Genomic DNA, 23334 nt, shown 5'->3' with positions numbered 1-23334 from the left:
ATGACTGACATCAGCAACGCCGCCCGTCTTTCCGATCCGCTCAAGTTCGCCTACTGGGTTCCGAATGTCTCCGGCGGACTGGTGGTCTCCACCATCGAACAGCGAACCGGCTGGGACTTCGAGTACAACAAGAAGCTGGCCCGGATCGCGGAAAACTCCGGCTTCGAATACGCCCTGACCCAGACCCGCTATGCCGCCTCCTACGGCGCGGACAAGCAGCACGAGGCCACCTCGTTCAGCCTCGCGCTGCTGGCCGCCACCGAGCGGCTCAAGGTGATCTCCGCCGTCCATCCGGGCATGTGGCACCCCGGTGTGCTGGCGAAGTTCATCATCACCGCGGACCACATCTCCAACGGCCGGGCCGCCGTGAACATCGTCTCGGGCTGGCTCAAGGCGGAGTTCGAGAACTTCGGGCTTGAGTGGCTTGAGCACGACGAACGCTACGTCCGCACCGAGGAGTTCATCAAGGTCCTCCGCGGACTGTGGACCGAGCAGGACTTCAGCCAGGCCGGCGAGTACTACAACATCACCGACTTCACCCTGCAGCCGGCCCCGGTGGACGTGCCGGGCCGGGCGCACCCGGAGATCTTCTTCGGCGGCAATTCCACCGCCGCACAGGCCACGGCCGGCCGCGTGGCGGACTGGTACTTCTCCAACGGCAAGGACCTGGAAGGCTTCAAGGAGAACATCGCCGGCGTCGTTGCTTCCGCAGGAGAAAGCGGGCGCGGGACGCAGCGCGGCACCGAGGGAGCGCCCGCCGCGCTCCCCTCTCCCAAGTTTGGCCTGAACGGATTCGTGATCGCCCGCGATTCCGAGAAGGAAGCCCGGGCCACCCTCCGCGAGATCGTCGCGAAGGCACACAAACCCGCCGTCGAGGGTTTCCGCGCCGCGGTCCAGGAGGCGGGGGCGTCCACCAAGGACGGCAAGGGCATGTGGGCCGACTCGAGCTTCGAGGACCTGGTCCAGTACAACGACGGCTTCAAGACGCAGCTGATCGGCACCCCGGAGCAGATCGCCGAGCGGATCGTGGAGTACAAGAAGATCGGCGTGAACCTGTTCCTCACCGGCTACCTGCACTTCCAGGAGGAGGTCGCGGCCTTCGGGCAGGACATCCTGCCGATCGTCCGCGAACTCGAAGCCGATCTCGCCCGGAAGCACGGCACGGAACTGGACCTGTCCGGCATCCCGGTTGCTCCAGCCGGCATGACCAGCGGGCTGGTGAACGCGTAATGGCCGACCGCAAGTTCGGCTTCCGCACCCGCGCCCTGCACGCCGGAGGAACGCCCGACGCCGAGCACGGCGCCCGGGCCGTGCCGATCTACCAGACCACATCCTTCGTGTTCAAGGACACCCAGGACGCCGCCAATCTCTTCGCGCTGCAGAAGTACGGCAACATCTACTCCCGGATCGGCAACCCCACGGTCGCCGCGTTCGAGGAGCGCATCGCTTCCCTGGAGGGCGGCATCGGCGCGGTGGCCACGTCCTCGGGCATGGCCGCGGAGTTCATCACCTTCGCCGCGCTCACCCAGTCCGGCGACCACATCGTCGCGGCCTCCCAGCTCTACGGCGGCACCGTGACCCAGCTGGACGTCACGCTGCGCCGCTTCGGGGTGGACACCACATTCGTCCCCGGCACCGACCCGGCGGACTACGCCGCGGCGGTCCGGCCGAATACCAAGGCGATTTTCGTTGAGGTGGTGGCCAACCCGTCCTCGGAGGTCCAGGACCTGGAGGGGCTGGCCAAGGTCGCGCGCGACGCCGGCATCCCCCTGGTCGTCGACGCCACCTTGAGCACCCCGTACCTCGTGCGGCCGATCGAACACGGGGCGGACATCGTCATCCACTCCGCCACCAAGTTCCTCGGCGGGCACGGCACCACCCTCGGCGGCGTGATTGTCGAGAGCGGCCGCTTCAACTGGGGCAACGGGAAGTTCCCCACCATGACCGAGCCGGTGGCGTCCTACGGCAACGTCTCCTGGTGGGAGAACTTCGGCGAGTACGGCTTCCTGACCAAGCTCCGCTGCGAGCAGCTGCGCGACATCGGACCCGCACTCTCGCCGATGTCTGCCTTCCAGCTCCTGCAGGGCGTGGAGACCCTCCCGCAGCGCCTGGACGAACACCTCAAGAACGCCCAGGCCGTGGCGGAATGGCTCGAAGCGGACGAGCGCGTCGCCTACGTGAACTTCTCCGGCCTGCCCTCTCACCCGCACTTCGAGCGGGCAAAGAAGTACCTGCCGCTGGGACCGGGCTCGGTGTTCTCCTTCGGCGTGAAAGGCGGCCGGGCCGCGGGCCAAAAGTTCATCGAATCCCTGCAGCTGGCCTCGCATCTGGCCAACGTCGGCGACTCCCGGACCCTCGTGATCCACCCGGGCTCCACCACCCACCAGCAGCTCAGCCCCGAACAGCTCGAATCCGCCGGTATCCCCGAGGACCTGATCCGGATTTCCATCGGCCTGGAAGACATCGAGGACATCCTCTGGGACCTGGACCAGGCCCTGGACACGGCGTCTGAGGTAGCAGCCTCGGATGCGTCCGCCCGCGGCTTAGACACACCGCCTCGTTCCTCGGCGGCGCGATGCGCCGCTTCCGCGGACACATCAGAGGCCGACACCTGCACGATCGGAGCACTGTCATGAGCAGCGAAGAAACCCGTACCTGGGCCGGGCCGTCCGCACCGGAGCGGCTGAACCTGCTGCGGCAGGCGAAATCGATCGCGATTGTGGGCGCCTCGGACAAGCCGTCCCGGGCGAGCTACTTTGTGGCAACCTATCTGCAGTCCTCCACGCGCTACAAGGTGTACTTCGTGAACCCGGTGGTCAAACAGATCCTGGGCGAGCCGACGTACGCCTCACTGGCGGACCTGCCGGAGAGTCCGGACATCGTGGACGTGTTCCGCAAGCACGATGACCTGCCGGGTGTCCTGGACGAGGCCATCGCCGCCGGCGCCAAGACGCTCTGGCTGCAGCTCGGCTCCTGGCACGAGGACGTCGCGAAGGAAGCGGAAGCTGCCGGGCTCGACGTCGTGATGGACCGCTGCGTGAAGATTGAGCATGCCCGGTTCCACGGCGGCCTGCACCTGGCCGGCTTCGACACCGGGGTCATTTCCTCCAAGCGGCAGGTCCTGGCCTAACGCCTCCCGCGGGTTCGGCTACCGAACTCGCGGCAAACGTGCGGGCTCGCCGTAACGAAACGGCGAGCCCGCACCTTACCCGCGACCCGGATGGACTGCGGCGGGACGGCTTAACGACGGCGGCGGGTCACCTTTTCAGGTGACCCGCCGCCGTCGTGCGTCAGCTTCTGATGCGTCAGTCGTTGATCAAATCGTTGATCACGATGGTCTGGTCGCGGTCCGGGCCGACGCCGATCGCGGAGAAGCGCGTGCCGGAGAGCTTCTCGAGGGCCAGCACGTAGTTCTTGGCGTTCTCGGGGAGGTCCTCCAGGGTGCGGGCGCCGGTGATGTCCTCGGTCCAGCCTTCGAAGTACTCAAAGATCGGCTTGGCGTGGTGGAACTCGGTCTGCGTCATCGGCATCTCATCGTGCCGGACACCGTCGACGTCGTAGGCCACGCAGACCGGGATCTGCTCTATGCCCGTGAGCACGTCCAGCTTGGTGACGAAGTAGTCCGTGAACCCGTTGACGCGCGAGGCGTGGCGCGCCAGCACGGCGTCGTACCAGCCGCAGCGGCGCGGCCGGCCGGTGTTGACACCGAACTCCCCGCCCGTCTTCTGCAGGTACATGCCCATCTCGTCGAACAGCTCCGTGGGGAAGGGGCCTGCGCCCACCCGGGTGGTGTACGCCTTGATGATGCCGATGGAGCGCGAGATGCGGGTGGGGCCGATACCCGAGCCCACGGAGGCGCCGCCGGCCGTCGGGTTCGAGGAGGTCACGAAGGGGTAGGTGCCGTGGTCGACGTCCAGGAAGGTGGCCTGGCCGCCCTCCATGAGGACCACCTTGCCCTCGTCCAGGGCGGTGTTCAGGACATAGGTGCTGTCGATGACCAGCGGGCGGAGCCGCTCGGCGAAGGACAGGAAGTACTCCACGATCTCATCCACCTCGATGTCGCGGCGGTTGTAGACCTTGACCAGAAGCTCGTTCTTCTGCCGCAGCGACCCTTCGACCTTCTGGCGCAGGATCGAGGCGTCAAAGACGTCCTGGACGCGGATGCCGAGGCGGGCCACCTTGTCCATGTAAGCCGGGCCGATGCCGCGGCCGGTGGTGCCGATGGCGCGGGAGCCGAGGAAACGCTCGGTGACCTTGTCCAGGACCTGGTGGTAGGGCGCCACGAGGTGGGCGTTGGCGGAGACACGCAGCTTGGAGGTGTCGGCGCCGCGGGCTTCGAGTCCGTCGATCTCCTGGAACAGCGCCTCGAGGTTCACCACGCAGCCGTTACCGATGATCGGAACCGCGTTGGGGCTCAGGATGCCGGCCGGAAGGAGCTTGAGCTCATACTTCTCACCGCCTACGACGACGGTGTGCCCGGCATTGTTGCCGCCGTTGGGCTTGACGACGTAGTCGACTCGGCCACCAAGCAGGTCAGTGGCCTTACCTTTGCCTTCGTCGCCCCATTGGGCTCCGACGATCACGATTGCTGGCATGGGATCCTCCCCCATTCGTTCGGGCCGAAGTCCGCGTGACTCACCTGGGTGGTCACCGGAGCTCAGCGCCGTTCATGAGAATGCCCCGAATCTACCGCTGTGCTCTTACCATCAACGCCAGAGTCCGGGGCTCTTACCACCCAAGTTTAGCCGATCACGGTCGCGGCAGTTCATTTGACCATCCAATGGACTTCCCGCCGGCCGCTGCCCGCGGCCCGGCGTCCAGCCCGCGGAACTTCGGCGCACGCACTTGCGCCGGCAGGCCGGGTGGAATTAAGTGAGAGCTGACCATCCCGAGCGGCCGAGGGACCTGGACCATTGACGCCGCAGCAACCCTGTCCCGGCCACGGCCTTGTGGCGGCAAAGGGTGCTACCGCCAGGACCGATGGAAAGGAAGCGCCCCATGCGCCAGAACACCGACCATATCCGCGCCACGCACGCCGGATCCCTGCCCCGCACCCCCGAGCTCATCGCCGCGAACGAGGCCAAGGAAGCAGACGGCGTCACCCCCGAGTTCCTGGATCTGCTGGAAACCTCCGTGGTGGACATCGTCCAGCACCAGAAAAACCTCGGCATCGACATCCCCAACGACGGCGAATACGGGCATACGATGTCCGGCCCGGTGGACTACGGCGCATGGTGGAACTACTCCTTCAGCCGGCTCGGCGGCCTTGAGCCGACGGACGTCGACCGCTGGGCTGACGCCGCGGTGCACCGCTCCACGCCGGGCCACATCGTGCTGACCTCCTTCCCGGACCGGCGCGACCGGCAGAAGTTCAATGAGGCCTACAACGATCCGTTCTCCGGGATCCTGGCCCACCGCAAGAGTGTCACGCAGCCAAAGATTGCCGGCCCGCTGAGCTACACCGGGCAGGCCCTCGTGGGCTCGGATATCGCCAACCTCAAAACCGGCTTGGCCGCCGCCGGACTGGCCGAGGGCTTCGTCGCTTCCCTCTCCCCCGGCTCCTGCGCCCGCGTCGCCAACGAGTACTACAAGACCGATGAGGAACTCCTCTACGCCTGCGCGGACGCCATGCGCGAGGAGTACAAGGCCATCGTCGACGCCGGACTCACGGTCCAGCTCGACGATCCGTCGCTGGCCGAAAGCTGGGACCAGATCAACCCGGAACCGGCTCTGGCGGATTATCTCAAATTCATCCAGCTCAGGGTTGAAGCCACCAATTGGGCCCTGCGCGGCCTCCCCCAGGAGCAGATCCGTCTGCACGTCTGCTGGGGTTCCTGGCACGGCCCGCACACCACGGACATCCCCTTCGCGGACATCCTCGGCTCCGTACTGCAGGTCAATGCCGGCGGCTACTCCTTCGAGGCCGCCAATGTCCGCCACGAGCACGAGTGGCGCGTCTGGGAGGACACCCAGCTCCCCGACGGAAAAGTGATCATCCCCGGCGTCGTCTCCCACGCCACCAACGTCGTCGAGCACCCGGACCTGGTGGCGGACCGGATCGTACGCTTTGCCCAGCTGGTGGGCCGGGAAAATGTGATTGCTTCCACAGACTGCGGTCTCGGCGGACGGGTGCACCCGCAAATCGCCTTTGCCAAGCTGGAATCCCTGGGGGAAGGCGCCCGCCGGGCCACCGCGCGGCTCTGGTGACCGGGTCTGGGCAGAAACGTCATTTCGCAGGGCTTGATAGACTAATAAGGATCGACCAGGAATCGGTCCACACCACATTTTCAAACCACACCGTACTTGTCATGCCCCGGTACCCGGCATGCCGCGTACGGTCTGGCAGCTTTACCAATCCCGCAGGAGACTCAGCAATATATGACAGCCTTGGCCACTGAAAATTCACGCGAACAGCTTCTGAGCCGCCGCTACGAACCTAGCGTTGCAGCAGTCAACGAACTGTGCGACACGCTGCAGGCAACCAAAGCTGGCATGAACGTCCCGTACGTGGACCCGCTGCACGACGTCGACGAATGCCGGATCATCAGCCTCTTCTCCAACATCGGAACCGAGGACGAGTCGGGTTTCATCACCGCCGGTGACGAGGAAGCTGCCACCCGCCTGCTCGGCGTCCAGTGGAAGCTCGGCCTGCGGCCCGAGTACGTCATGCCCTGGAACGTCCACCCCTGGTACGTGCCAGGCGAGCCCAACGGCAAGTTCACGCCGGACCAGATTTCCGCAGGCCTGAAGCCTCTGCTGAAATTCCTCGCCGTCGTACCCCGCGCCTCAGTGATTGTGGCGCACGGCACCGAAGCCAACCGCCTCGCGAACCTGCTCCTCAAGACCGAGGTGCCCATGATCTGGCGCCGCGGCCTCAAGACCTACAAGGTCCGCTCGCTCAGCGGCCGCGCCTTCGCCGGCACGCCGGCCCGCCAGGAGCAGTACCTTGAAGAGATGGGCGCCGTCTACGCGGACGCCATGGCCCGCACCGGTCTGGCCAAGCCCAGCTAGTTCTCCGAAACGACAACGGCGGGCGCCCACCCAACTGGTGGACGCCCGCCGTCGGACTTTAACAAACAACGCGGGGTCACTTCCCGCCCATCCCGGTGTGCGGAATGGGCCGTAAGTGACCCCGCGTTGTTGTTGGCGGTTAGCGCTTTTCGGCTTCGATGGCTGCCTTGGCGGCGGGGTCCGAGTCCTTGAGGAACTTCTCGATCCGCTCCAGTTCCTCGGCCTCGCCGATCGCAGCGGACGCCCGGCCCAGGGAATACAGGGCCCGGAGGAAGCCGCGGTTCGGTTCGTGTTCCCACGGGATGGGCCCGACGCCGCGCCAGCCGTTGCGGCGCAGCGAATCCAGGCCGCGGTGGTAGCCGACACGGGAGTAGGCGTAGGAATCGATGGTCCGGCCCTCGCTCCACGCTTCCTCGGCCAGCACGGCCCACAGCAGCGAGGACGTCGGGTGCTTTTCCACCAGGTCCAGGGCTTCCTGGCCCGCGTCCAGCGCCGCGTAGACCTCGGTTTCGGCGGGCAGGAGCGTGGGCTCGGGACCCATCAGGTTCCGGCGGAAATCCTCCGACATGCCTAGAACGTCCTGCCGGTGGAGCCGAGCTGCTGGGCAGCCTCGACCACGCGGGCCGCGAGGCCGGCCTCGGCGGAGGCGCCCCAGACGCGCGGGTCGTACAGCTTCTTGTTGCCGACTTCGCCATCGACCTTGAGCACGCCGTCGTAGTTGCGGAACATGTGGTCCGCCACGGGCCGGGTGAAGGCGTACTGGGTGTCGGTGTCGATGTTCATTTTGATCACACCGTAGGAGACGGCGTCGGCGATCTCCTTTTCGGAGGACCCGGAGCCGCCGTGGAAGACCAGGTCGAACGGGTTGGCCTTGCCGATCTTGGCGCCGACCTGCTCCTGGATGTCCTTGAGGATCTCCGGGCGGAGCTTGACGCCGCCGGGCTTGTAGACGCCGTGCACGTTGCCGAAGGTCAGCGCCGTGATGTAGCGGCCGTTCTCGCCGGCACCGAGGGCATCGATGGTGGCGAGCGCGTCCTCAACCGTGGTGTACAGCTTGTCATTGATGGCGTTCTCGACGCCGTCCTCCTCGCCGCCGACCGTGCCGATCTCGACCTCGAGGATCATCTTGGCGGCAGCGGTGCGTTCCAGCAGTTCACGGGCGATGCGCAGGTTTTCCGGCAGGGTCTCGGCGGAGCCGTCCCACATGTGGGAGTTGAAGAGCGGGTTGCGGCCGGCCTTCACCTCGGCTTCGGAGGCTGCCAGCAGCGGCAGGACGAGCCCATCCAGCTTGTCCTTGGGGCAGTGGTCCGTGTGCAGGGCGATGTTGACGCCGTAGTTCTTGGCGACTTCGCGGGCAAACGCGGCGAAGCCGAGCGAACCGGCCACCATGTCCTTGGTGGAGGCCCCGGACCAGTAGGCGGCGCCGCCGGTGGAGACCTGGACGATGCCGTCGGACTCGGCCTCGGCGAAACCGCGCAGGGCCGCGTTGAGGGTCTGGGAGGACGTGACGTTCACGGCGGGGAACGCGAAGCCGCCCGTCTTAGCGCGGTCGATCATCTCGGAGTAGATCTCTGGGGTTGCAATGGGCATGCTGACTCCTAAAGTGAGTTTCGTCTGCGGGCTGGGCTCACCCTGGAGTGAACCTCGTCGGCTAGGAACCATCCTAGCCATTCCGGCGCCCGGGCAGTGTTTCCGGTCACTCGTGCCTGTAATACTGGCCCGCGTGTGATCCTGTTCGCCCGACTTCCGCTTCGGGCCGGCCGCGCCCCTACCCCGGGAGCTGGTTGAACACGTGCCGGCGGATCCAGGCGTGCATCGCGACGGCGGCAGCCGAGGCGGCATTGATCGATCGGGTGGAGCCGAACTGCTCGATTGACAAGGTGTCCACCGCCGCTTCGTGGACCTCGGGGGATAGCCCCGGGCCCTCCTGGCCGAACACCAGCACGCAGTCCCTGGGCAGTTCATAGGTTTCCAGCGGGACGGAGTCCGGGAAGATGTCGATGCCGATGATCGCCAGGCCCTCCCCCTGCGCCCAGTCCACGAAGTCCGCGACGGTCGGGTGGTGCCGGATGTGCTGGTACCGGTCGGTGACCATGGCCCCGCGGCGGTTCCACCGGCGTCGCCCGATGATGTGGACTTCCTGGGCAAGGAACGCGTTGGCGGTGCGCACGACAGTGCCGATGTTCATGTCGTGTTGCCAATTTTCGATCGCGATATGGAAGTTGTGCCGCTTGGAGTCCAGGTCCGCGACGATCGCCTCGTGTTTCCAGTAGCGGTATTTGTCCACCACGTTGCGGCGGTCCCCGTCCGCCAGGAGGTCCGGGTCCCAGTGCGCGCCCGCCGGCAGTTCCCCTTCCCAGGGCCCGACGCCGACCTCCGCCTTGGGCTCCGCCGCCGGTTCCGGCTCCGGCTCCGGCTCCGGCTCCGCCAGGGTGCCGGAAAGGGTTTCGCTGGGGAACTCGGGTTCAGTCACGACTCAACATTAGACTGGGACTGGCATCGGCACCCTATCGGCGGAGGACAGCATGGCGGAGCACCAGGCAGACCACAGGGAAGACGCGGACCACGTGCTTTCATCCAAATCCGTGTACCGCAGCGGCCAGGAGATCGAGTGCTGGCTGACCGACATGGACGGTGTCCTGGTCCACGAAAACCAGCCCATCCCGGGCGCCGCGGAACTCATCCAGCGCTGGGTGGACACGTCCCGGCGCTTCCTGGTCCTGACCAACAACTCGATCTACACGCCCCGGGACCTCGCCGCCCGGTTGAAGAGCTCGGGCCTGGAAATCCCCGAAGAGAACATCTGGACCTCGGCCCTGGCCACTGCCCAGTTCCTCAAGGACCAGGTGCGCGGCTCGGATTCCGGCAACCGCGCCTACACGATCGGCGAAGCGGGCCTGACGACGGCGCTGCACGAGGCCGGCTTTATCCTCACCGACCAGGACCCGGACTTTGTGGTGCTCGGCGAAACCCGGACCTACTCCTTTGAAGCCATCACCATGGCCATCCGGCTGATCCTGGGCGGGGCGAGGTTCATCGCCACCAACCCGGACGCCACCGGCCCCTCGAAGGACGGACCGATGCCTGCCACCGGCGCGATCGCGGCCCTCATCACGAAGGCCACGGGCCGGGAACCCTACATTGTGGGCAAGCCGAACCCGATGATGTTCCGCTCGGCCATGAACCAGATTGACGCGCATTCGGAAACCACGGCCATGATCGGTGACCGGATGGACACCGACATCATCGCGGGGATGGAAGCGGGGCTGCACACGGTGCTGGTGCTCAGCGGCATCACCCACAAGGACGACATCGCCGCCTACCCGTTCCGGCCCAACCAGATCCTGAACTCCGTGGCCGACCTGAAGAACCAGATCTAAGTCCCGTCCCCTAGAAGGCGGTCTTCTTGCCTCCGCCGGAAGGCAGCGGGAGAATCTGGTCCTGCAGCTCCTCGATGACCGGCCGGTAGATGAACGGGTTCCAGCCCGGGCTGGCGTGCGCCGGCCGGGCGCCGTCGGTCCGCAGCGAGTCGGCGACCATGTTGTCCTTGAAGGTCAGCGACCAGGAGTCACGGGCTGTTTCGTAGTCGACCGTCCGGTCCCGCGGATTGCCGATGAAGGCCATCCGGGTCCCGCCGAGCTTTCCGGCGAAGCGGGTGGCGTCGTAGTGGTAGATGAAGGCGGACTCGGACTGGATCAAAACGCTGGAGGGCGCAATCGGCGAGAGCTGTTCCAGGGTCTGGTCCACGACCTGTCCCCAGCTGCGCTCGTCCTTGTGCATCATCCGCTCACCCAGTTCGTAGCCTCCGCGCAGGACCGAGGGGAACCGGAAGCCGCTCTCGTAGAGGAACACCACCCCCTCGAACCAACTCTGGTCCAGCACGTCGTACTTGCTGTACGGGCTGGAGTCCAGCAGGATAAACGCGACCTCAATACCGTGCAGTTCCCGGAGCCGGGCGGCGACCTGGGTGGCCACCATGCCGCCAAAGCTGTGGCCGTAGAAGTAGAACGTTCTCAGTTGATGCGCCCGCGCGTGCTCGACCACGGCGATCACGATTTGGTCTATGTCGATGCCCACATTGGAGTAGCCGACGGCGGCGAGCTGGCCGCGCTTGTTCAGCGCACCACGCAGCGCGTTCAGGATCCACAAGGCTTCCTCCCAGCTCGTCTTGTAGCCGGGAAAGAGGAACCAGCTGGCGTTCGGAAAGTACCTCTCGGCGGTCTCGTCCGGCACCGGGAGGATCTTATGGACCCGGCGTTCGGCCTGCACCCGCCGGGTCAACAGCATGTCCGCTGCGAGCACGGAGGCGGCACCGGCACCGGTCAGAAAGCCCCGCCGGGAGAACCGCCGGAGTTCGGCGGCGTGCCGAAGCACGCGGGCGTCGGCGTCGCCGGGCCCGCCCACATCCTCAACTTCAGGCTCACGCGGCACATCTCTACCGTAGCCACCGGGGAAGCCGGATCCGTAACGGCGCCGGATAACAGCTCAGTTACAGCCAGGTCCGGCTGGCTCCGCCTAAACCGGTTCCGGTTTCCGGCCCACCCCGGGGCGGCTGATTTCGAGGCCGACGGTATCCGGCCCGACTTGCCGGCGGCTGATTTCGAGGCCGATTTCGTCGTAGGTCGCGAGGAGCTGTGATCGGGCCATGTCCGCCGGATTGTCCATCAACCCGAACACGGAGTCGCTCGCGGCGAGCAGTTCGGCGTCGGAAAAGACGTTCAGCTGCCGCGTCCCCCAGGTGTCAATGGATGCGGTGAAGTCCGCCGAGAGATCAAGGGACGGCAGCGCAGCCACCGCGGTTTCCAGGTACGGATTCAGCTCGAGGGACACACCGGCAGAACTGGGCAGGGCACCGGCGGTGTCGACAACCGCAGCGGCCCCGTCGATGGCGTTTAGGTCGTTGCGGAGCCCTGCCAGGGCCGAGGATTCCACGAAGGCGGCGTGGCCGAGACCCACGCGGATGTGGGACGTGATGCCCATCCGGCGGACGCGCTGGATCAGGTGCATCAAAGTGGGGCGGGAGTGTTGCGTCAGGCTGCCCCGGACATCGATCCGGAGAACATCCGAGGCGATGTCCAGCTTGGCGTGGGCGTTCAACGAGGTATCCATAGGTACTCCAAAAAAAGGGTGTCTATGGCCGACGGCTCAACCTTGATAAGGGTATAGGCCGCGGGGGGCGCGTACAAGTCCTCTGGACCTACCGATTCGCGCGTGACCGTGCCTTCTTAGCCGGCTTCTTTCCGGCCGGGTTCCTCGAAGTGGGTCCGTGACGCGGCGCCGCCAACGGACCGGACCAGGGACGCGGCGATGTCACGCAGCTTGACGTTGCCGTTGCTGGAAGCGTCAGTGAGGATCTTGACGGCAGCCTCCTGGTCGCAGCGGTTCTGCGCCATGACCACTCCGATCGCCATGTCAATCACGGTGCGGGATTCAAGGGTGGCCCGCAGATTGGTGGCACTGTCAGTGTGCAGGGAGAAGCGGACGGCCAGGCGCAGTGCCTGGGAGATATCACGGGTGTAGCCGCGCGCCCGACTGGCCACATCGCCGTCGAACTTGTGCGGCACATCCGAGTACAGGTTCAGCGCAGCCTGGGCCTCGCCCTGCAGGTGGAACGGCACGGAGAGCACCGAGCGTAGGCCGTGCGACGCGACGGCGTTGGCATAGTCCGGCCCCCACCGGTCCTCCTCGAACAGGTCCGGAACGTAGACTTCACGTTCCTCCCGGGCCGCCGTCAGGCACGGGCCCTGCGAGAGGGAGTACTGGATTTCGTCGACTTCGCGGGCGGAGTCGCTGCTCCAGCCGATGGTCGCGGCCTTGCGGTCCCGCAGCAGGGTGATGCCGCACAGAGCGTCGTCGCCGGCACCCGCCACCTGATGGGCGGAAAGCCGTGCGAGTTCGTTGAGGAAGGCCTCAAAATCAGCGCTTTCCAGAATGAGGTTCTGAATCTGGTCGACGGTGCTAAGGGGTTCAGATTCGAGGATTTCTTCGGGCAGGAGCATGGCGCTGGGTCTCCGGAGGGTGTAGTGGGTATCTGCACATAATAATTCACGGTCATCCGACCGTCCACACGCGTCCGCTGAGGGATGAGCTCCTAGCTGAGGCCCAGTTCGTCCTTGCCGAAGGCAAAGAGGTAAGGAACTCCGGCCTCTGCCTCGATCTTTTCCTTGGCACCGGTGTCGCGGTCCACGATCACGGCGACGGCGACCACGTTGCCGCCGGCCCGGCGGACGCCCTCGACGGCGGTCAGCGCGGAGCCTCCGGTCGTGGAGGTGTCCTCCAGCACCAGCACCTTGCGGCCCTCGACGGAGGGGCCCTCCACCTGGCGGCCCATGCCGTAGGACTTCTGCGCCTTGCGGACCACGAACGCGTCCACGGGACGTCCGGCGTCGACGGCGGCGTGCATCACGGCGGTGCCCACCGGGTCGGCCCCCATGGTCAGTCCGCCGGCGCACTCGAAGTCGATGCCGGCGGCGTCCAGCATCGACAGCATGACCTGGCCGACAAGCCTGGAGGCCTCGTGGTGCAGCGTGATCCGGCGCAGGTCGATGTAGTAATCGGCCTCGGCGCCGCTGGACAGGATGACCTTGCCGCGCACGACGGCCAGCTCCTTGATCAGTTCAAGCAGGCGGGCACGGGCGGCAGCGGTGTCAGCTGCAGGAGCACGGTTGGCAGTCATGGGACCCAGTTTAGTGGCTGGCCGGCAGCGGATCCCCAGCCGGCCACTTTGATGTCGGCCCACCTCCCGCAGCCTCCCCTGATCCGGCGGCGGGTCTTTGTACTCTAGGAACCCGTGCCGGGCAGGAGTGCGATGGAACCATGACGGCAGGAACGGAATCTTCGACCCGCTGGCCCGCCATTCGCAAAGTCGTCGGCGGCTTCCGGGTGCGGCCGAACCTGATGGACTACGATGCGGCCTGCGCCGGCTTCTCCTGGGACCAAGCCCGGCATCAGCTGTCCGGGCTGCCCGGCGGCCGCGGCGTCAACATCGCCTACGAGGCAGTGGACCGGCACGCCGCCGGGAGGCATGCCGGGCACGAGGCACTGCGGTTCGTCCGGGCGGACGGCAGCAGCCACTCCCTGACCTTTGCCGAACTCGCGGAGCAAACCAGCCGTTTCGCCGGGGTGCTGCGCAGCCTCGGTGTGGGGCGCGGTGAGCGCGTCTTCTCGCTCACCGGGCGCGGACCGGCGCTGTACATTGCGGTGCTGGGCACGCTGAAGAACGCCAGCGTCTTTTGCCCGCTGTTCTCCGCGTTCGGCCCGGAACCGGTCCGCCAGCGGCTGCAGTTGGGATCCGGCCGGGCCCTGGTCACCACCCGGGCTCTCTACCGCAAGAAAATTGCCCACCTCCGCGACTCGCTCCCCGAACTCCGGCACGTCCTGCTGACCGACGCCGACGGCCACCCGGAACCGGGCACCCTGGACCTTGCCGCGCTGATGCGCGCAGCCCCGGCCGACGGCGGGATCGCCGCGACGCAGGCCGAGGACATGGCCCTGCTGCACTTCACGTCCGGTACCACCGGGACCCCGAAGGGTGCCATCCACGTGCACGACGCGGTCACCGCGCACCACGCGACCGGGACCGCGGCCCTGGACCTGCACCCGGAGGACGTGTACTGGTGCACAGCCGACCCCGGCTGGGTCACCGGAACCTCGTACGGTGTGATCGCACCGCTGACCCACGGGGTGACGACCATCGTGGACGAGGAGGAGATGGACACGGACCGCTGGTACCGGATCCTCGCCGAACAGCACGTCACTGTCTGGTACACCGCCCCCACTGCGCTGCGGATGCTGATGAGGGCCGGGGCTGACCGCGCCCGGGGCCATGACCTGTCCGCGCTGCGCTTCGTCGCCAGCGTGGGCGAACCGCTCAACCCCGAGGTCGTCGTCTGGGGCCAGGAGGCCTTCGGCCAGCCCGTGCACGACAACTGGTGGCAGACCGAAACCGGCGGCATCATGATTTCCAACTTCGCCGCCACCGAGATCCGCCCCGGCTCGATGGGCCGGCCGCTGCCCGGCGTACAGGCGGGCATTGTGGCCCGGGATGCCCAGGACAGGCCGGTCGTCCGCGACGGCGAGGCCGTCCTCGTGACGGCGCCGGACGCAGTCGGCGAACTGGCCCTGCGGCCCGGCTGGCCCTCGATGTTCCGCGGCTACCTGAACGAGGAGGAGCGCTACCGCCGCTGCTTCGTGGGCGGCTGGTACCTCACCGGCGACCTCGCCAGGTGCGACGCCGACGGCTACTACTGGTTCGTCGGACGCGGCGACGACGTCATCAAGTCCTCCGGGCACCTGATCGGCCCGTTCGAGGTGGAGAGCTCCCTGATGGAACACGAGGCCGTGGCCGAGGCCGGGGTGATTGGGGTCCCCGACCCGGTGGCCGGCGAGGTGGTCAAGGCGTTCGTGGAACTGCGGCCCGGCTGGGAGCCCTCGGAGGAACTGCAGCTGGAGATCATCGGCTTCGCCCGCAAGCGGCTCGGCCCGGCAGTGGCGCCGCGGCTGCTGGACTTCACCACGGCTCTGCCCCGGACCCGCAGCGGCAAGATCCTCCGACGCCTGCTGAAGGCCCGCGAACTCGGTCTCCCGGAGGGCGACACCTCCACGATCGAGACCCCGGCCGGCGCACCGGAACCGGACGGGCAGGAACCGGGCGCGCCGGAACCGGACGGGCAGGAACTGGGCGCGCCGGGGCCGGGCGTTCAGCGGCCGGAGCCACGGCCGTGACCGGACCACTGGACCCGCCGGCCCATACCCTGGACCCCGCCCACGGGCGGCACCTGCTGCTGCAGATGCTTCGCGTCCGCAGGCTGGAGGAGAAATGCGTCGAGCTGTACAGCGCCGCCAAGATCCGCGGTTTCCTGCACGTCTACATCGGCGAGGAAGCCGTCGCAGCCGGGGTGCTCGAAAGTCTGGCCCCGGAGGACGCCGTCGTCGCCACCTACCGGGAGCACGGCCACGCCCTGCTGCGTGGTGTCCCCGCCGGGGCGATCCTCGCCGAGATGTACGGCTACGTCGAGGGCTGCTGCCGCGGCCGCGGCGGGTCCATGCATCTGTTCGACGCCGCCACCCGCTTCTTCGGCGGGAACGCGATCGTCGCCGGCGGCCTGCCGCTCGCCGTCGGGCTGGCCCTGGCGGACAAGATGGCCGGGCGTTCCCGCGTGACCGTGTGTTTCTTCGGCGAAGGCGCCGTCGCGGAAGGGGAGTTCCACGAGAGCCTCAATCTCGCCGCGCTGTGGCAGCTGCCGGTGCTGTTCTGCTGCGAGAACAACCTCTACGCCATGGGCACGGCGCTGGGCCGCTCGGAATCGCAGACGGACATCGCGCTCAAGGCCGCCGCCTACGAGATCGCGGCGTGGGCCGTGGACGGCATGGACGTCCTGGCCGTCGAGGAAACGGCCCGGCGCGCGGTGGACGCCGTGCGGTCCGGCGGCGGCCCGCACTTCCTGGAGCTGCGCACCTACCGCTTCCGGGCGCATTCGATGTTCGACCCCGAACGCTACCGTGACAAGGCCGAAGTCGCCCGCTGGCTCGAACGTGACCCGATCAACCTGCTGCGCGCCACGATGGAGGCCGCCGGCCAGCTGTCCACACAGGACTGGGACCAGCTCGGGGCGGACGCCGACGCCGAGGTGGCCGCCGCCGTCGAATTCGCCGAAGCCGGAACCCCCGAACCGTTGGAGGACCTCACCCGCTTCGTGCACAGCGAGCGCGGTGCGGGCCCAAGAACCGGTAGCGGCACCCGGACCGGCGAGGGGCAACCATGAAATCCAGCTACCGCGAGGCGCTCCGGGCAGGCATCCGCGATGCCATGCTCCGCGACGAGCGGGTGTTCCTGATGGGTGAGGACGTCGGGGCGTACGGCGGATCCTTCGCGGTGAGCCTGGGCCTGCTGGAGGAATTCGGGCCCGAACGGATCCGCGATACGCCGCTGTCGGAGTCCGGATTTGTCGGAGCGGGCATCGGCGCGGCCCTCGGCGGAATGCGCCCGGTCGTGGAGATCATGACCGTCAATTTCAGCCTTCTCGCGCTCGACCAGATCGTGAACAACGCCGCCTCGCTGCTGCACATGTCCGGCGGACAATTCAATGTCCCCCTCGTGATCCGGATGACCACGGGCGCCGGGCGCCAGCTCGGGGCGCAGCATTCGCACAGCCTGGAGGGCTGGTACGCGCACATCCCTGGTCTGCGCATCCTCGCCCCCGCAACGCTCGCCGACGCCCGCGGCATGCTGTGGACCGCGCTGGAGGATCCCGACCCGGTGCTGATCTTTGAGCACGGCTCGCTGTACAACGTCACCGGGGAACTCGACGCCGACGCCGGCCCGGTGGACATCGACACCGCCGCGGTCCGGCGCACCGGGAACGACCTGTCGCTGATCACCTACGGCGGCACGCTGCCGGCGGTGCTCGACGCCGCCGGGCAGCTCGCGGACGAGGGCATCGACGCGGAGGTGCTGGACCTGCGCACCCTGCGGCCGCTCGACGAGGCCGCGATCCTCGCCTCGGTGCGCAGGACCCACCGGGCGGTGGTGGTGGATGAGGGATGGCGCAGCGGAAGCATCTCCGCCGAGATCAGTGCCCGGATCACCGAAAACGTATTCTATGACCTGGACGCCCCGGTGGGCCGGGTCTGCAGCGCCGAAGTGCCGATCCCCTATTCCAAGCATCTGGAACTGGCCGCCCTGCCGTCCGCCGGGCGGATTGTGGCAGCAGCCAAGGAGGCGGTCGGGGCCGGTGGGTGACTTCCTGATGCCGTCCCTCGGAGCTGACATGGAGCACGGCAAGATCGTCGAGTGGCTGGTCAAGCCCGGCGACTATGTGCGCCGCGGGGACCTCGTGGCGGTGGTGGACACCGACAAGACGGTCATGGATGTGGAGTCCTTCCAGGAGGGGGTCGTCGCCGAACTGCTCGTCGACCTCGGCCAAACCGTGCCGGTGGGCACCCCGCTGGCCAGAATCACGCAGACCCCGGCCGAGGTGGGGGCACCCAGTGGTGAGGCGCCGGCGCCGCCGGTCCGGCGCGGGGCCCCGAAGACCGGGGAAGAGCCGCCGGCCATCTCTCCGATCGCCCCGCCGGTGCGGCATCTGGCGCACCGGCTGGGCGTCGACACGGCCAGGATCCACGGCACCGGCAAGGCCGGAGCCATCACGCGGGCCGATGTGGAGCACGCCGTGGCCTCCAGGCCGTCCGAGGCCCGTGTCCGGTCCTCGCCTCGGGCCAGGCGTCTCGCCGCCGAACTCGGCGTCGAGCTGTCCGCCGCTAGCGGCACGGGACCGGAGGGTGCCGTGACCGTGGCGGACGTGCAGCACGCTGCTGCCCGGAGCCCGGAGGCCGGTCCGGTGGCGGCACCTGCGGCGGGTACGCCGACGGCCGGCCAGCTGAAAGCCCCAGTGAAGGGCAGGCCGGCGGCTCCAGCGGGAGAAGCGACCCGCGAGCCGGCCGTCGGGGTGCCGGCCGCCGCGGCAGCGGTTTCCGGGACGTCCATGGATGCCCGCGAGCGCGTAGCCAGCCTGCGCCGCGCCGTCGGGGCCCTGATGTCGCGTTCGAAGAAGACCATCCCGCACTATTACCTGAGCACCACTCTGGACCTGCGCGCCGCCGTCGACTGGATGCAGTCCGTCAACGCCCAGCGGCCGGTCTCCGCCCGCCTGGTCCCCTCCGCGCTGCTGCTCAAGGCTGCGGCGCTCGCGGCCAAGGACGTCCCGGAAGTGAACGGCTTCTACGACGACGGCGGGTTCCGGCCCAGCGCGTCGGTCCACCTCGGGGTCGCCGTCGCCCTGCGCCAGGGCGGCCTGGTGGCCCCGGCCATCCACGACGCGGACACCCTGCCGGTCGATGTGCTGATGGAGCAGCTGCGGGACCTCGTCGGCCGCGCCCGGGCCGGACGGCTGCAGCGCGCCGAAATGGCGGATCCCACGATCACGGTGACGAACCTCGGCGACCTCGGTGTGGAGAGTGTCTTCGGCGTCATCTATCCCCCGCAGGTCGCGATGGTCGGCTTCGGCCGGGTCCTGGAGCAGCCGTGGGCGCAGAACGGGATGCTCGGCGTCCGGCCCGCCGTGACCGCCACCCTCTCCGCCGACCACCGGGTCAGCGACGGGCTGCGCGGCGGCCGCTACCTGGCACGGATCGAGGAGCTGCTGCAGGCACCGGAGCAACTGTGAAACGGGAGGAACCATGAACGAACAAGATGCCAGGGCGGCCGTGGAAGCGGCTCTGGGCAAGGTGGCGCCGGACGTGGACCTGGCCGAGGTGGACGATGGCGCCCGGCTCCGTCAGGACCTCGAACTCGATTCGCTGGATTTCCTCCGGCTGGTCGAAACGATCGACACGGCCACCGGCGTCGACATCCCGGAGCGGGACTACCCTGCGGTGGCCACGGTGCAGGGACTGATCGGCTACCTTGAGGCCCACGGCTGAACCGGCGGTCTACCCGCCGGAACGCCGCGGCTATGAGTGCTGCGGGGCACGCCGGGCGAACGCGGGGGCGTGTTCCGGCCGCGGCCCGAACGCCACGAACCGTGGAACCACCTTGCCGACGGCCGGCAGGTGCCGTGCCACGACCAGCAGGACGGCCGGCGCCCCGGCCCGCGTCCCGGTCATGATCGGCTGGAACAGCACGCGGTGCATCACCCGTTGCACGGTCTGCACGACGACAGTGGGCGTCCGCCGCCGTCGTTCGACTTTCGCCAGGTCCGCGCGGGAGACCCGGCCCCGGAGCAGCGCCGGGGCCAGGCAATCCGCGGCGGCCACGGCATCCTGGATGGCCAGGTTGATCCCGACCCCGCCGGCCGGCGACATCGCGTGCGCGGCGTCTCCAATGCAGAGCAACCCGTTGATGTGCCAGTGGCGCAGGCGGTCCAGGCGCACATCCAGCCAGTGCAGGTCCTCCAGCGAGGTGATCGCATCGACGCGGTCGGCGAGATCGGGGCGGAGCGCCGCAACCCGGCGTCGGAAGCCCTCAACGCCCTCGGCGCGGATCCGGGCGTCCGTGCCCTTCGGCGCCAGATACCCCATTTGGAAGTACTCGGTGCGGTTGAGTGCCAGCAGTGCCTCGCCGCGGCCGAAGGCGGGCACGATTCCTGCGACCTCGCCGTGCTCGGAGGCGAGCCGCGGCAGACGGAACCACCAGGTGTCGAACGGCACGGGATACTCTTTCGGTGCCAGCCCTGCCGCGGCACGCAGGGCGGAATGGCGCCCGTCCGTCGCCACCACCACGTCCGCCCTGACCTCTCCCCCGGCACCGTCCGCGGTCCGGTAGCGGACCCCCGTGACCCGGCCGCCGTTGCGGACCAGCGAGGTCGCCTTGTGGCCCATCCGCAGGCTGAAGGACGGTTCCTGGGCGGCGGCGTCGGCCAGGAAGTTCAGGAAGTCCCATTGCGGCATCATGGCCACGTAGTTGTAGGGCGGCGGCAGCGATTCGAAGTTGCCCATGGTCACGGGCGGACCGCCGGGCACCGGGAAGGCGACGTTGCTGAGCCGGCTTTGCGGCAGCCGGCGGAACTCCTCGCCCAGGCCCAGCTCATCGATCAGCCGGATCGTGGAGGCATGGACGGTGTCGCCGCGGAAGTCCCGGAAGAAATCATCGTGCTTCTCCAGCACCGTGACCTGCACGCCGGCCCGCGCCAGCAGCAGTCCCAGCATCATGCCCGCCGGCCCGCCGCCGACCACCACACATCCGGTCTTCTCCATGGCCATACGCTACGCCTGCGCACGGTGCCGCGGGAGGGGTATTCGCGGCGGTTTCCGGCTCGCGCGGCGGATTCAGGCGTGCGCGGCGGATTCAGGCGTGCGCGGCGGATTCCGGCTCGCGCGGCGCCCAATACCGGGCGCTCGGGAATCCGCGTAGCGCCCGGTATTGGGCGCAGCGGCCATCACGAAGCGCAGCGTCAGGTCACAAGGACGGGCCCGGTCAGAGCCGGGTGTCGAAGGAATCGCAGAACACGTTCTCGTTGAACGTGCCCTGGAACTCCGACTTGCCCCGGATCTTCTCGATGGTGGCCCGGATGGCCTCCCGGGTTCCCGCGTGGGCGTGGATGGCGGTCTTCACCATCGGCACGTCAATCAGGTGGTTGGGCTGGTTGAGCGAGACGAAGACGGTGGGGACCTCGGTGACGTACCAGGGGATTTCCGCGGCCATGGGGGTGGACCACTTGATCCGGATGGCTGACTCCTGGGCGAACCCCTTGACATTGGCGAACACGAAGGCTGCGTCGTACTTGTCCGCGTAATCGCCGGTGGCTTCCTCGGAGATGACCGACATGAAATTCACGCCCGTCTCCCCTGCTGCCTCGCGCTGGTCCGCCGTTTTGAACACGTGCACCTCGAAACCGGCAGTCTCGAGCTCGGTTTTGACCGTGTCCAGGTAGGCCAGCGGTTCCGCGCGGGTGAAGTCCGCACCGCCGGAGATGCCATACAGGCGGATCCTCGGGTGCGTCTCCGGCGTGATGGGCAGGTTGTTCGCGGTGTCCTTGACCAAGGTGGCGGTCTTGTCAGCGATCGCCGCTGCCACGCCCCGGTGGGCGTCGCTTCCGATCACAGTGAGTGCGTCGGCCTGCGGGACAAGCTCCGCGGCCGGTTTGAGGTGGAGCCCCAGGCTGGCCTTCAGCGCAAGGATCCGACGCAGCGCGTCGTTCAGCCGTTCCTCGGAAATGGCGCCGGACTTGTAGCCATCCAGCATGTACTGGAAATCTTCCGCCGGGTTGCGGAAGAACAGGAACATGTCACAGCCGGCGGCGATGGTGGCCGGCACCAGGTCCCTGCGCTTCATGGCCTGCGTCAGGCCGATCATCTGCGACGCGTCCGTCAGGATCAGCCCGTTGAAGCCGAGCTCGCCGCGGAGCAGGTCCTGGAGCAGTTCCGGCGCGAGAGTCGCGGGCAGGATGTCCCGGTCCGCCAGACCCGGGCGGAAGTGCCGGGAAAGTTCCGGTGTCCCGATGTGCCCGATCATGATGGACTGCACGCCGTGCCCGATCATCTCCCGGTACACGTGCCCGTAGGTCCGGTTCCACTCCCCGTAGCCGAGGGTGTTGTAGGAGGTGACGACGTGCTGGTCGCGTTCGTCCATGCCGTCGCCCGGGAAGTGCTTCATGGCGCAGACGGTGGCGGACTCACTGATGCCGTCGAAGTACTCCTTGGCGCGCTCCACCACGATCTCCGGGGTGTTGCCGAAGGCCCGGGTGGAGATGACCGTGTTGCGCCAGTTGTAGTGGATGTCCACGATCGGCGCGAACGCCCAGTTGCAGCCCAGCGCCGCGGTTTCGACGCCGGCCACCTGCCCCATTTGCCGGGCGATGGCCTTGTCCGGGTGCGAGCCGGCCTGCAGGTGCGTCGACACAAACGTTCCGTCGTCGCAGCTTCCGGCTCCCCCCATTTCCGGGTTGGAGGCCACGAGCAGCGGGATGCGGGTTTTGGACTGCGCATAGCGGATGTGGTCCTGCACCGCGGCGGAGGGGCCTGGCCGGTAACGCATACCGCCCACGTGGTAGTTCTCCAGGACGCCGTCCAGATATTCCGGGGTGTAGTCGTTGTTGTGGTTGATGAACAGCTGGCCGATCTTTTCCTCGAGGCTCATCCCCGCGATCGTGGAATCCACCCACGCGACCGCGTCGTCGTCAAGGTTGAACGGCGCAGCCTGGAGGTCGACGTCGAACCGGCGTCGCTCCGTGCCCGCCGCACCGACAGCGTCGCCGGCCGGAGCGCCCGGCCCGGCGACGGCGGCAATCCCGGCCAGCGCCTCAGCCACGACCTCTCGGACCGGGGCGGCGATGTCGACCACGGTCCCGGCTTCGTCGGCGTCCAGGGGTTCCAGCGTCGCGAGCTGTGATTCCAGCAGCGCGGGCGGCATGAAATGGCCGGAACGGCCTTCGAGCCGGGACCCGAGGACCTCTTTGCTGCCGTGCAGGTGCAGGAACACGGTCCCGGGCGCCAGTGCGCGGATGGAGTCCCGGTAGCAGCGACGGAGCGCCGAACAGGCCAGGACCAGTCCACCGTCGCCCCGGTTGGCCAATGTGCTGCCCACGGCGGCGAGCCAGGGCGCGCGGTCGTCGTCCGTCAGCGGGGTGCCGGCCGCCATCTTGGCGACGTTCTCGACCGGGTGCAGGGAATCGCCGTCGAGGAACGGCACCCCCAGTTCGCGGGCCAGGAGGTCACCGATGGTGGTCTTGCCGCAGCCGGAGACACCCATAACGACGACGCGGCGGGCGGGGCCGGGAGCGGAGGCGGTTGCAGGGGCCGTCACCAGTCGTGGACCGTTCCGTCGACGAGGCGGTTGTAGGGCAGGTAGGCCTGCTGGTAGGGGTAGCTGTTGGCGGCTTCCTCGTT

At 67.8% G+C, this 23334-nt stretch carries 21 protein-coding genes and 1 riboswitch; of the genes, 11 read left to right on the top strand and 10 right to left on the bottom strand.

The window, feature by feature from the left end; translation table 11 throughout:
- Genes sfnG through ACZYZ3_RS19045 form a run of 3 tightly spaced genes read left to right on the top strand, consistent with a single transcriptional unit; the run spans window position 1 to window position 3130 of the window.
- Window positions 1-1230, top strand: a complete 1230-nt coding sequence (gene sfnG, locus ACZYZ3_RS19055; RefSeq protein WP_463965355.1) for a dimethylsulfone monooxygenase SfnG — start codon at window positions 1-3, stop codon at window positions 1228-1230.
- Window positions 1230-2636, top strand: a complete 1407-nt coding sequence (locus ACZYZ3_RS19050) for an O-acetylhomoserine aminocarboxypropyltransferase/cysteine synthase family protein (RefSeq protein WP_463965354.1) — start codon at window positions 1230-1232, stop codon at window positions 2634-2636. Before sfnG ends, ACZYZ3_RS19050 begins: the two co-directional genes overlap by 1 nt.
- Window positions 2633-3130 (top strand): CoA-binding protein, encoded by a 498-nt coding sequence (locus ACZYZ3_RS19045; RefSeq protein WP_463965353.1) that lies wholly within the window; start codon window positions 2633-2635, stop codon window positions 3128-3130. Before ACZYZ3_RS19050 ends, ACZYZ3_RS19045 begins: the two co-directional genes overlap by 4 nt.
- 175 nt (window positions 3131-3305) lie before the next feature.
- On the opposite strand, the gene ACZYZ3_RS19040 is transcribed toward ACZYZ3_RS19045, so the two are convergent.
- Window positions 3306-4595, bottom strand: a complete 1290-nt coding sequence (locus ACZYZ3_RS19040; RefSeq protein WP_226759439.1) for an adenylosuccinate synthase — start codon at window positions 4593-4595, stop codon at window positions 3306-3308.
- A 285-nt stretch (window positions 4596-4880) separates the two neighbouring features.
- A riboswitch (SAM riboswitch) is annotated at window positions 4881-4987 on the top strand.
- Between the two features lie 11 nt (window positions 4988-4998).
- Between ACZYZ3_RS19040 and ACZYZ3_RS19035 the strand changes: the two genes are divergently transcribed.
- Complete coding sequence (locus ACZYZ3_RS19035; protein WP_463965352.1) at window positions 4999-6207, top strand: cobalamin-independent methionine synthase II family protein; 1209 nt, start codon at window positions 4999-5001, stop codon at window positions 6205-6207.
- Window positions 6208-6378: 171 nt separating this feature from the next.
- Window positions 6379-7011: a uracil-DNA glycosylase family protein gene (locus ACZYZ3_RS19030; protein WP_463875384.1), complete on the top strand. Its 633-nt coding sequence runs from the start codon at window positions 6379-6381 to the stop codon at window positions 7009-7011.
- Between the two features lie 139 nt (window positions 7012-7150).
- On the opposite strand, the gene ACZYZ3_RS19025 is transcribed toward ACZYZ3_RS19030, so the two are convergent.
- From ACZYZ3_RS19025 to ACZYZ3_RS19015, 3 genes are all read right to left on the bottom strand, one after another.
- Window positions 7151-7579, bottom strand: coding sequence for a DUF3151 domain-containing protein (locus ACZYZ3_RS19025; protein WP_463965351.1), 429 nt, complete (start codon window positions 7577-7579; stop codon window positions 7151-7153).
- A gap of 2 nt (window positions 7580-7581) precedes the next feature.
- Entirely contained in the window at window positions 7582-8601 is a 1020-nt protein-coding gene (gene fbaA / locus ACZYZ3_RS19020; RefSeq protein ID WP_463965350.1) for a class II fructose-bisphosphate aldolase, read from the bottom strand.
- A 178-nt stretch (window positions 8602-8779) separates the two neighbouring features.
- On the bottom strand, window positions 8780-9484 hold the full coding sequence (locus ACZYZ3_RS19015; RefSeq protein WP_463965349.1) for a TrmH family RNA methyltransferase: 705 nt from the start codon (window positions 9482-9484) through the stop codon (window positions 8780-8782).
- Window positions 9485-9536: 52 nt separating this feature from the next.
- Here ACZYZ3_RS19015 and ACZYZ3_RS19010 point away from each other — a divergent pair, with 52 nt between their 5' ends.
- Entirely contained in the window at window positions 9537-10391 is an 855-nt protein-coding gene (locus tag ACZYZ3_RS19010; RefSeq protein ID WP_463965348.1) for an HAD-IIA family hydrolase, read from the top strand.
- Window positions 10392-10401: 10 nt separating this feature from the next.
- On the opposite strand, the gene ACZYZ3_RS19005 is transcribed toward ACZYZ3_RS19010, so the two are convergent.
- The 4 genes from ACZYZ3_RS19005 to pyrE form a co-directional block, all read right to left on the bottom strand.
- Window positions 10402-11442, bottom strand: coding sequence for a thioesterase domain-containing protein (locus ACZYZ3_RS19005; RefSeq protein ID WP_463965347.1), 1041 nt, complete (start codon window positions 11440-11442; stop codon window positions 10402-10404).
- A gap of 84 nt (window positions 11443-11526) precedes the next feature.
- Window positions 11527-12120 carry a hypothetical protein gene (locus ACZYZ3_RS19000; protein WP_463965346.1) on the bottom strand — a complete coding sequence of 198 codons (594 nt, stop codon included), beginning with the start codon at window positions 12118-12120 and terminating at the stop codon, window positions 11527-11529.
- 116 nt (window positions 12121-12236) lie between these two features.
- Window positions 12237-13010, bottom strand: coding sequence for a GAF and ANTAR domain-containing protein (locus ACZYZ3_RS18995; RefSeq protein ID WP_463965345.1), 774 nt, complete (start codon window positions 13008-13010; stop codon window positions 12237-12239).
- A 92-nt stretch (window positions 13011-13102) separates the two neighbouring features.
- Window positions 13103-13687, bottom strand: a complete 585-nt coding sequence (pyrE, locus tag ACZYZ3_RS18990; protein WP_463965344.1) for an orotate phosphoribosyltransferase — start codon at window positions 13685-13687, stop codon at window positions 13103-13105.
- A 140-nt stretch (window positions 13688-13827) separates the two neighbouring features.
- Here pyrE and acsA point away from each other — a divergent pair, with 140 nt between their 5' ends.
- Genes acsA through ACZYZ3_RS18965 form a run of 5 tightly spaced genes read left to right on the top strand, consistent with a single transcriptional unit; the run spans window position 13828 to window position 19431 of the window.
- Window positions 13828-15735 (top strand): acetate--CoA ligase, encoded by a 1908-nt coding sequence (gene acsA / locus ACZYZ3_RS18985; RefSeq protein WP_463965343.1) that lies wholly within the window; start codon window positions 13828-13830, stop codon window positions 15733-15735.
- Window positions 15732-16775, top strand: coding sequence for a pyruvate dehydrogenase (acetyl-transferring) E1 component subunit alpha (gene pdhA / locus ACZYZ3_RS18980; RefSeq protein WP_463965342.1), 1044 nt, complete (start codon window positions 15732-15734; stop codon window positions 16773-16775). Before acsA ends, pdhA begins: the two co-directional genes overlap by 4 nt.
- Entirely contained in the window at window positions 16772-17752 is a 981-nt protein-coding gene (locus tag ACZYZ3_RS18975; RefSeq protein ID WP_463965341.1) for an alpha-ketoacid dehydrogenase subunit beta, read from the top strand. Before pdhA ends, ACZYZ3_RS18975 begins: the two co-directional genes overlap by 4 nt.
- Entirely contained in the window at window positions 17745-19175 is a 1431-nt protein-coding gene (locus tag ACZYZ3_RS18970; RefSeq protein WP_463965340.1) for a dihydrolipoamide acetyltransferase family protein, read from the top strand. The genes ACZYZ3_RS18975 and ACZYZ3_RS18970 overlap by 8 nt, the downstream gene beginning before the upstream one ends.
- 13 nt (window positions 19176-19188) lie before the next feature.
- Complete coding sequence (locus ACZYZ3_RS18965) at window positions 19189-19431, top strand: acyl carrier protein (RefSeq protein ID WP_463965339.1); 243 nt, start codon at window positions 19189-19191, stop codon at window positions 19429-19431.
- A gap of 30 nt (window positions 19432-19461) precedes the next feature.
- Here the strand turns inward: ACZYZ3_RS18965 and ACZYZ3_RS18960 are convergent, their stop codons facing one another.
- Together ACZYZ3_RS18960 and ACZYZ3_RS18955 are read right to left on the bottom strand one after the other, a co-directional pair.
- The gene (locus tag ACZYZ3_RS18960) at window positions 19462-20703 is read right to left on the bottom strand and encodes an FAD-dependent oxidoreductase (RefSeq protein WP_463965338.1); all 1242 of its coding nucleotides are present in this window, start codon (window positions 20701-20703) and stop codon (window positions 19462-19464) included.
- 220 nt (window positions 20704-20923) lie between these two features.
- Window positions 20924-23197 (bottom strand): gluconokinase, GntK/IdnK-type, encoded by a 2274-nt coding sequence (locus ACZYZ3_RS18955; protein ID WP_463965363.1) that lies wholly within the window; start codon window positions 23195-23197, stop codon window positions 20924-20926.
- Window positions 23198-23334 lie beyond the last annotated feature (137 nt).

Source organism: Pseudarthrobacter linnaei (assembly GCF_055412825.1).
This window is presented reverse-complemented; position numbering and strand designations above follow the sequence as displayed.

Coding starts and splice junctions, on each gene's coding strand:
- ACZYZ3_RS19000 (WP_463965346.1), bottom strand. CDS start 12,120: ATGGATACCTCGTTGAACGCCCACGCCAAGCTGGACATCGCCTCGGAT.
- ACZYZ3_RS18965 (WP_463965339.1), top strand. CDS start 19,189: ATGAACGAACAAGATGCCAGGGCGGCCGTGGAAGCGGCTCTGGGCAAG.
- ACZYZ3_RS18975 (WP_463965341.1), top strand. CDS start 16,772: ATGAAATCCAGCTACCGCGAGGCGCTCCGGGCAGGCATCCGCGATGCC.
- ACZYZ3_RS19040 (WP_226759439.1), bottom strand. CDS start 4,595: ATGCCAGCAATCGTGATCGTCGGAGCCCAATGGGGCGACGAAGGCAAA.
- ACZYZ3_RS18995 (WP_463965345.1), bottom strand. CDS start 13,010: ATGCTCCTGCCCGAAGAAATCCTCGAATCTGAACCCCTTAGCACCGTC.
- ACZYZ3_RS19045 (WP_463965353.1), top strand. CDS start 2,633: ATGAGCAGCGAAGAAACCCGTACCTGGGCCGGGCCGTCCGCACCGGAG.
- ACZYZ3_RS18955 (WP_463965363.1), bottom strand. CDS start 23,197: ATGGGTGTCTCCGGCTGCGGCAAGACCACCATCGGTGACCTCCTGGCC.
- ACZYZ3_RS19010 (WP_463965348.1), top strand. CDS start 9,537: ATGGCGGAGCACCAGGCAGACCACAGGGAAGACGCGGACCACGTGCTT.
- ACZYZ3_RS19030 (WP_463875384.1), top strand. CDS start 6,379: ATGACAGCCTTGGCCACTGAAAATTCACGCGAACAGCTTCTGAGCCGC.
- acsA (WP_463965343.1), top strand. CDS start 13,828: ATGACGGCAGGAACGGAATCTTCGACCCGCTGGCCCGCCATTCGCAAA.
- sfnG (WP_463965355.1), top strand. CDS start 1: ATGACTGACATCAGCAACGCCGCCCGTCTTTCCGATCCGCTCAAGTTC.
- pyrE (WP_463965344.1), bottom strand. CDS start 13,687: ATGACTGCCAACCGTGCTCCTGCAGCTGACACCGCTGCCGCCCGTGCC.
- ACZYZ3_RS19025 (WP_463965351.1), bottom strand. CDS start 7,579: ATGTCGGAGGATTTCCGCCGGAACCTGATGGGTCCCGAGCCCACGCTC.
- ACZYZ3_RS19035 (WP_463965352.1), top strand. CDS start 4,999: ATGCGCCAGAACACCGACCATATCCGCGCCACGCACGCCGGATCCCTG.
- ACZYZ3_RS18960 (WP_463965338.1), bottom strand. CDS start 20,703: ATGGAGAAGACCGGATGTGTGGTGGTCGGCGGCGGGCCGGCGGGCATG.
- ACZYZ3_RS19050 (WP_463965354.1), top strand. CDS start 1,230: ATGGCCGACCGCAAGTTCGGCTTCCGCACCCGCGCCCTGCACGCCGGA.
- fbaA (WP_463965350.1), bottom strand. CDS start 8,601: ATGCCCATTGCAACCCCAGAGATCTACTCCGAGATGATCGACCGCGCT.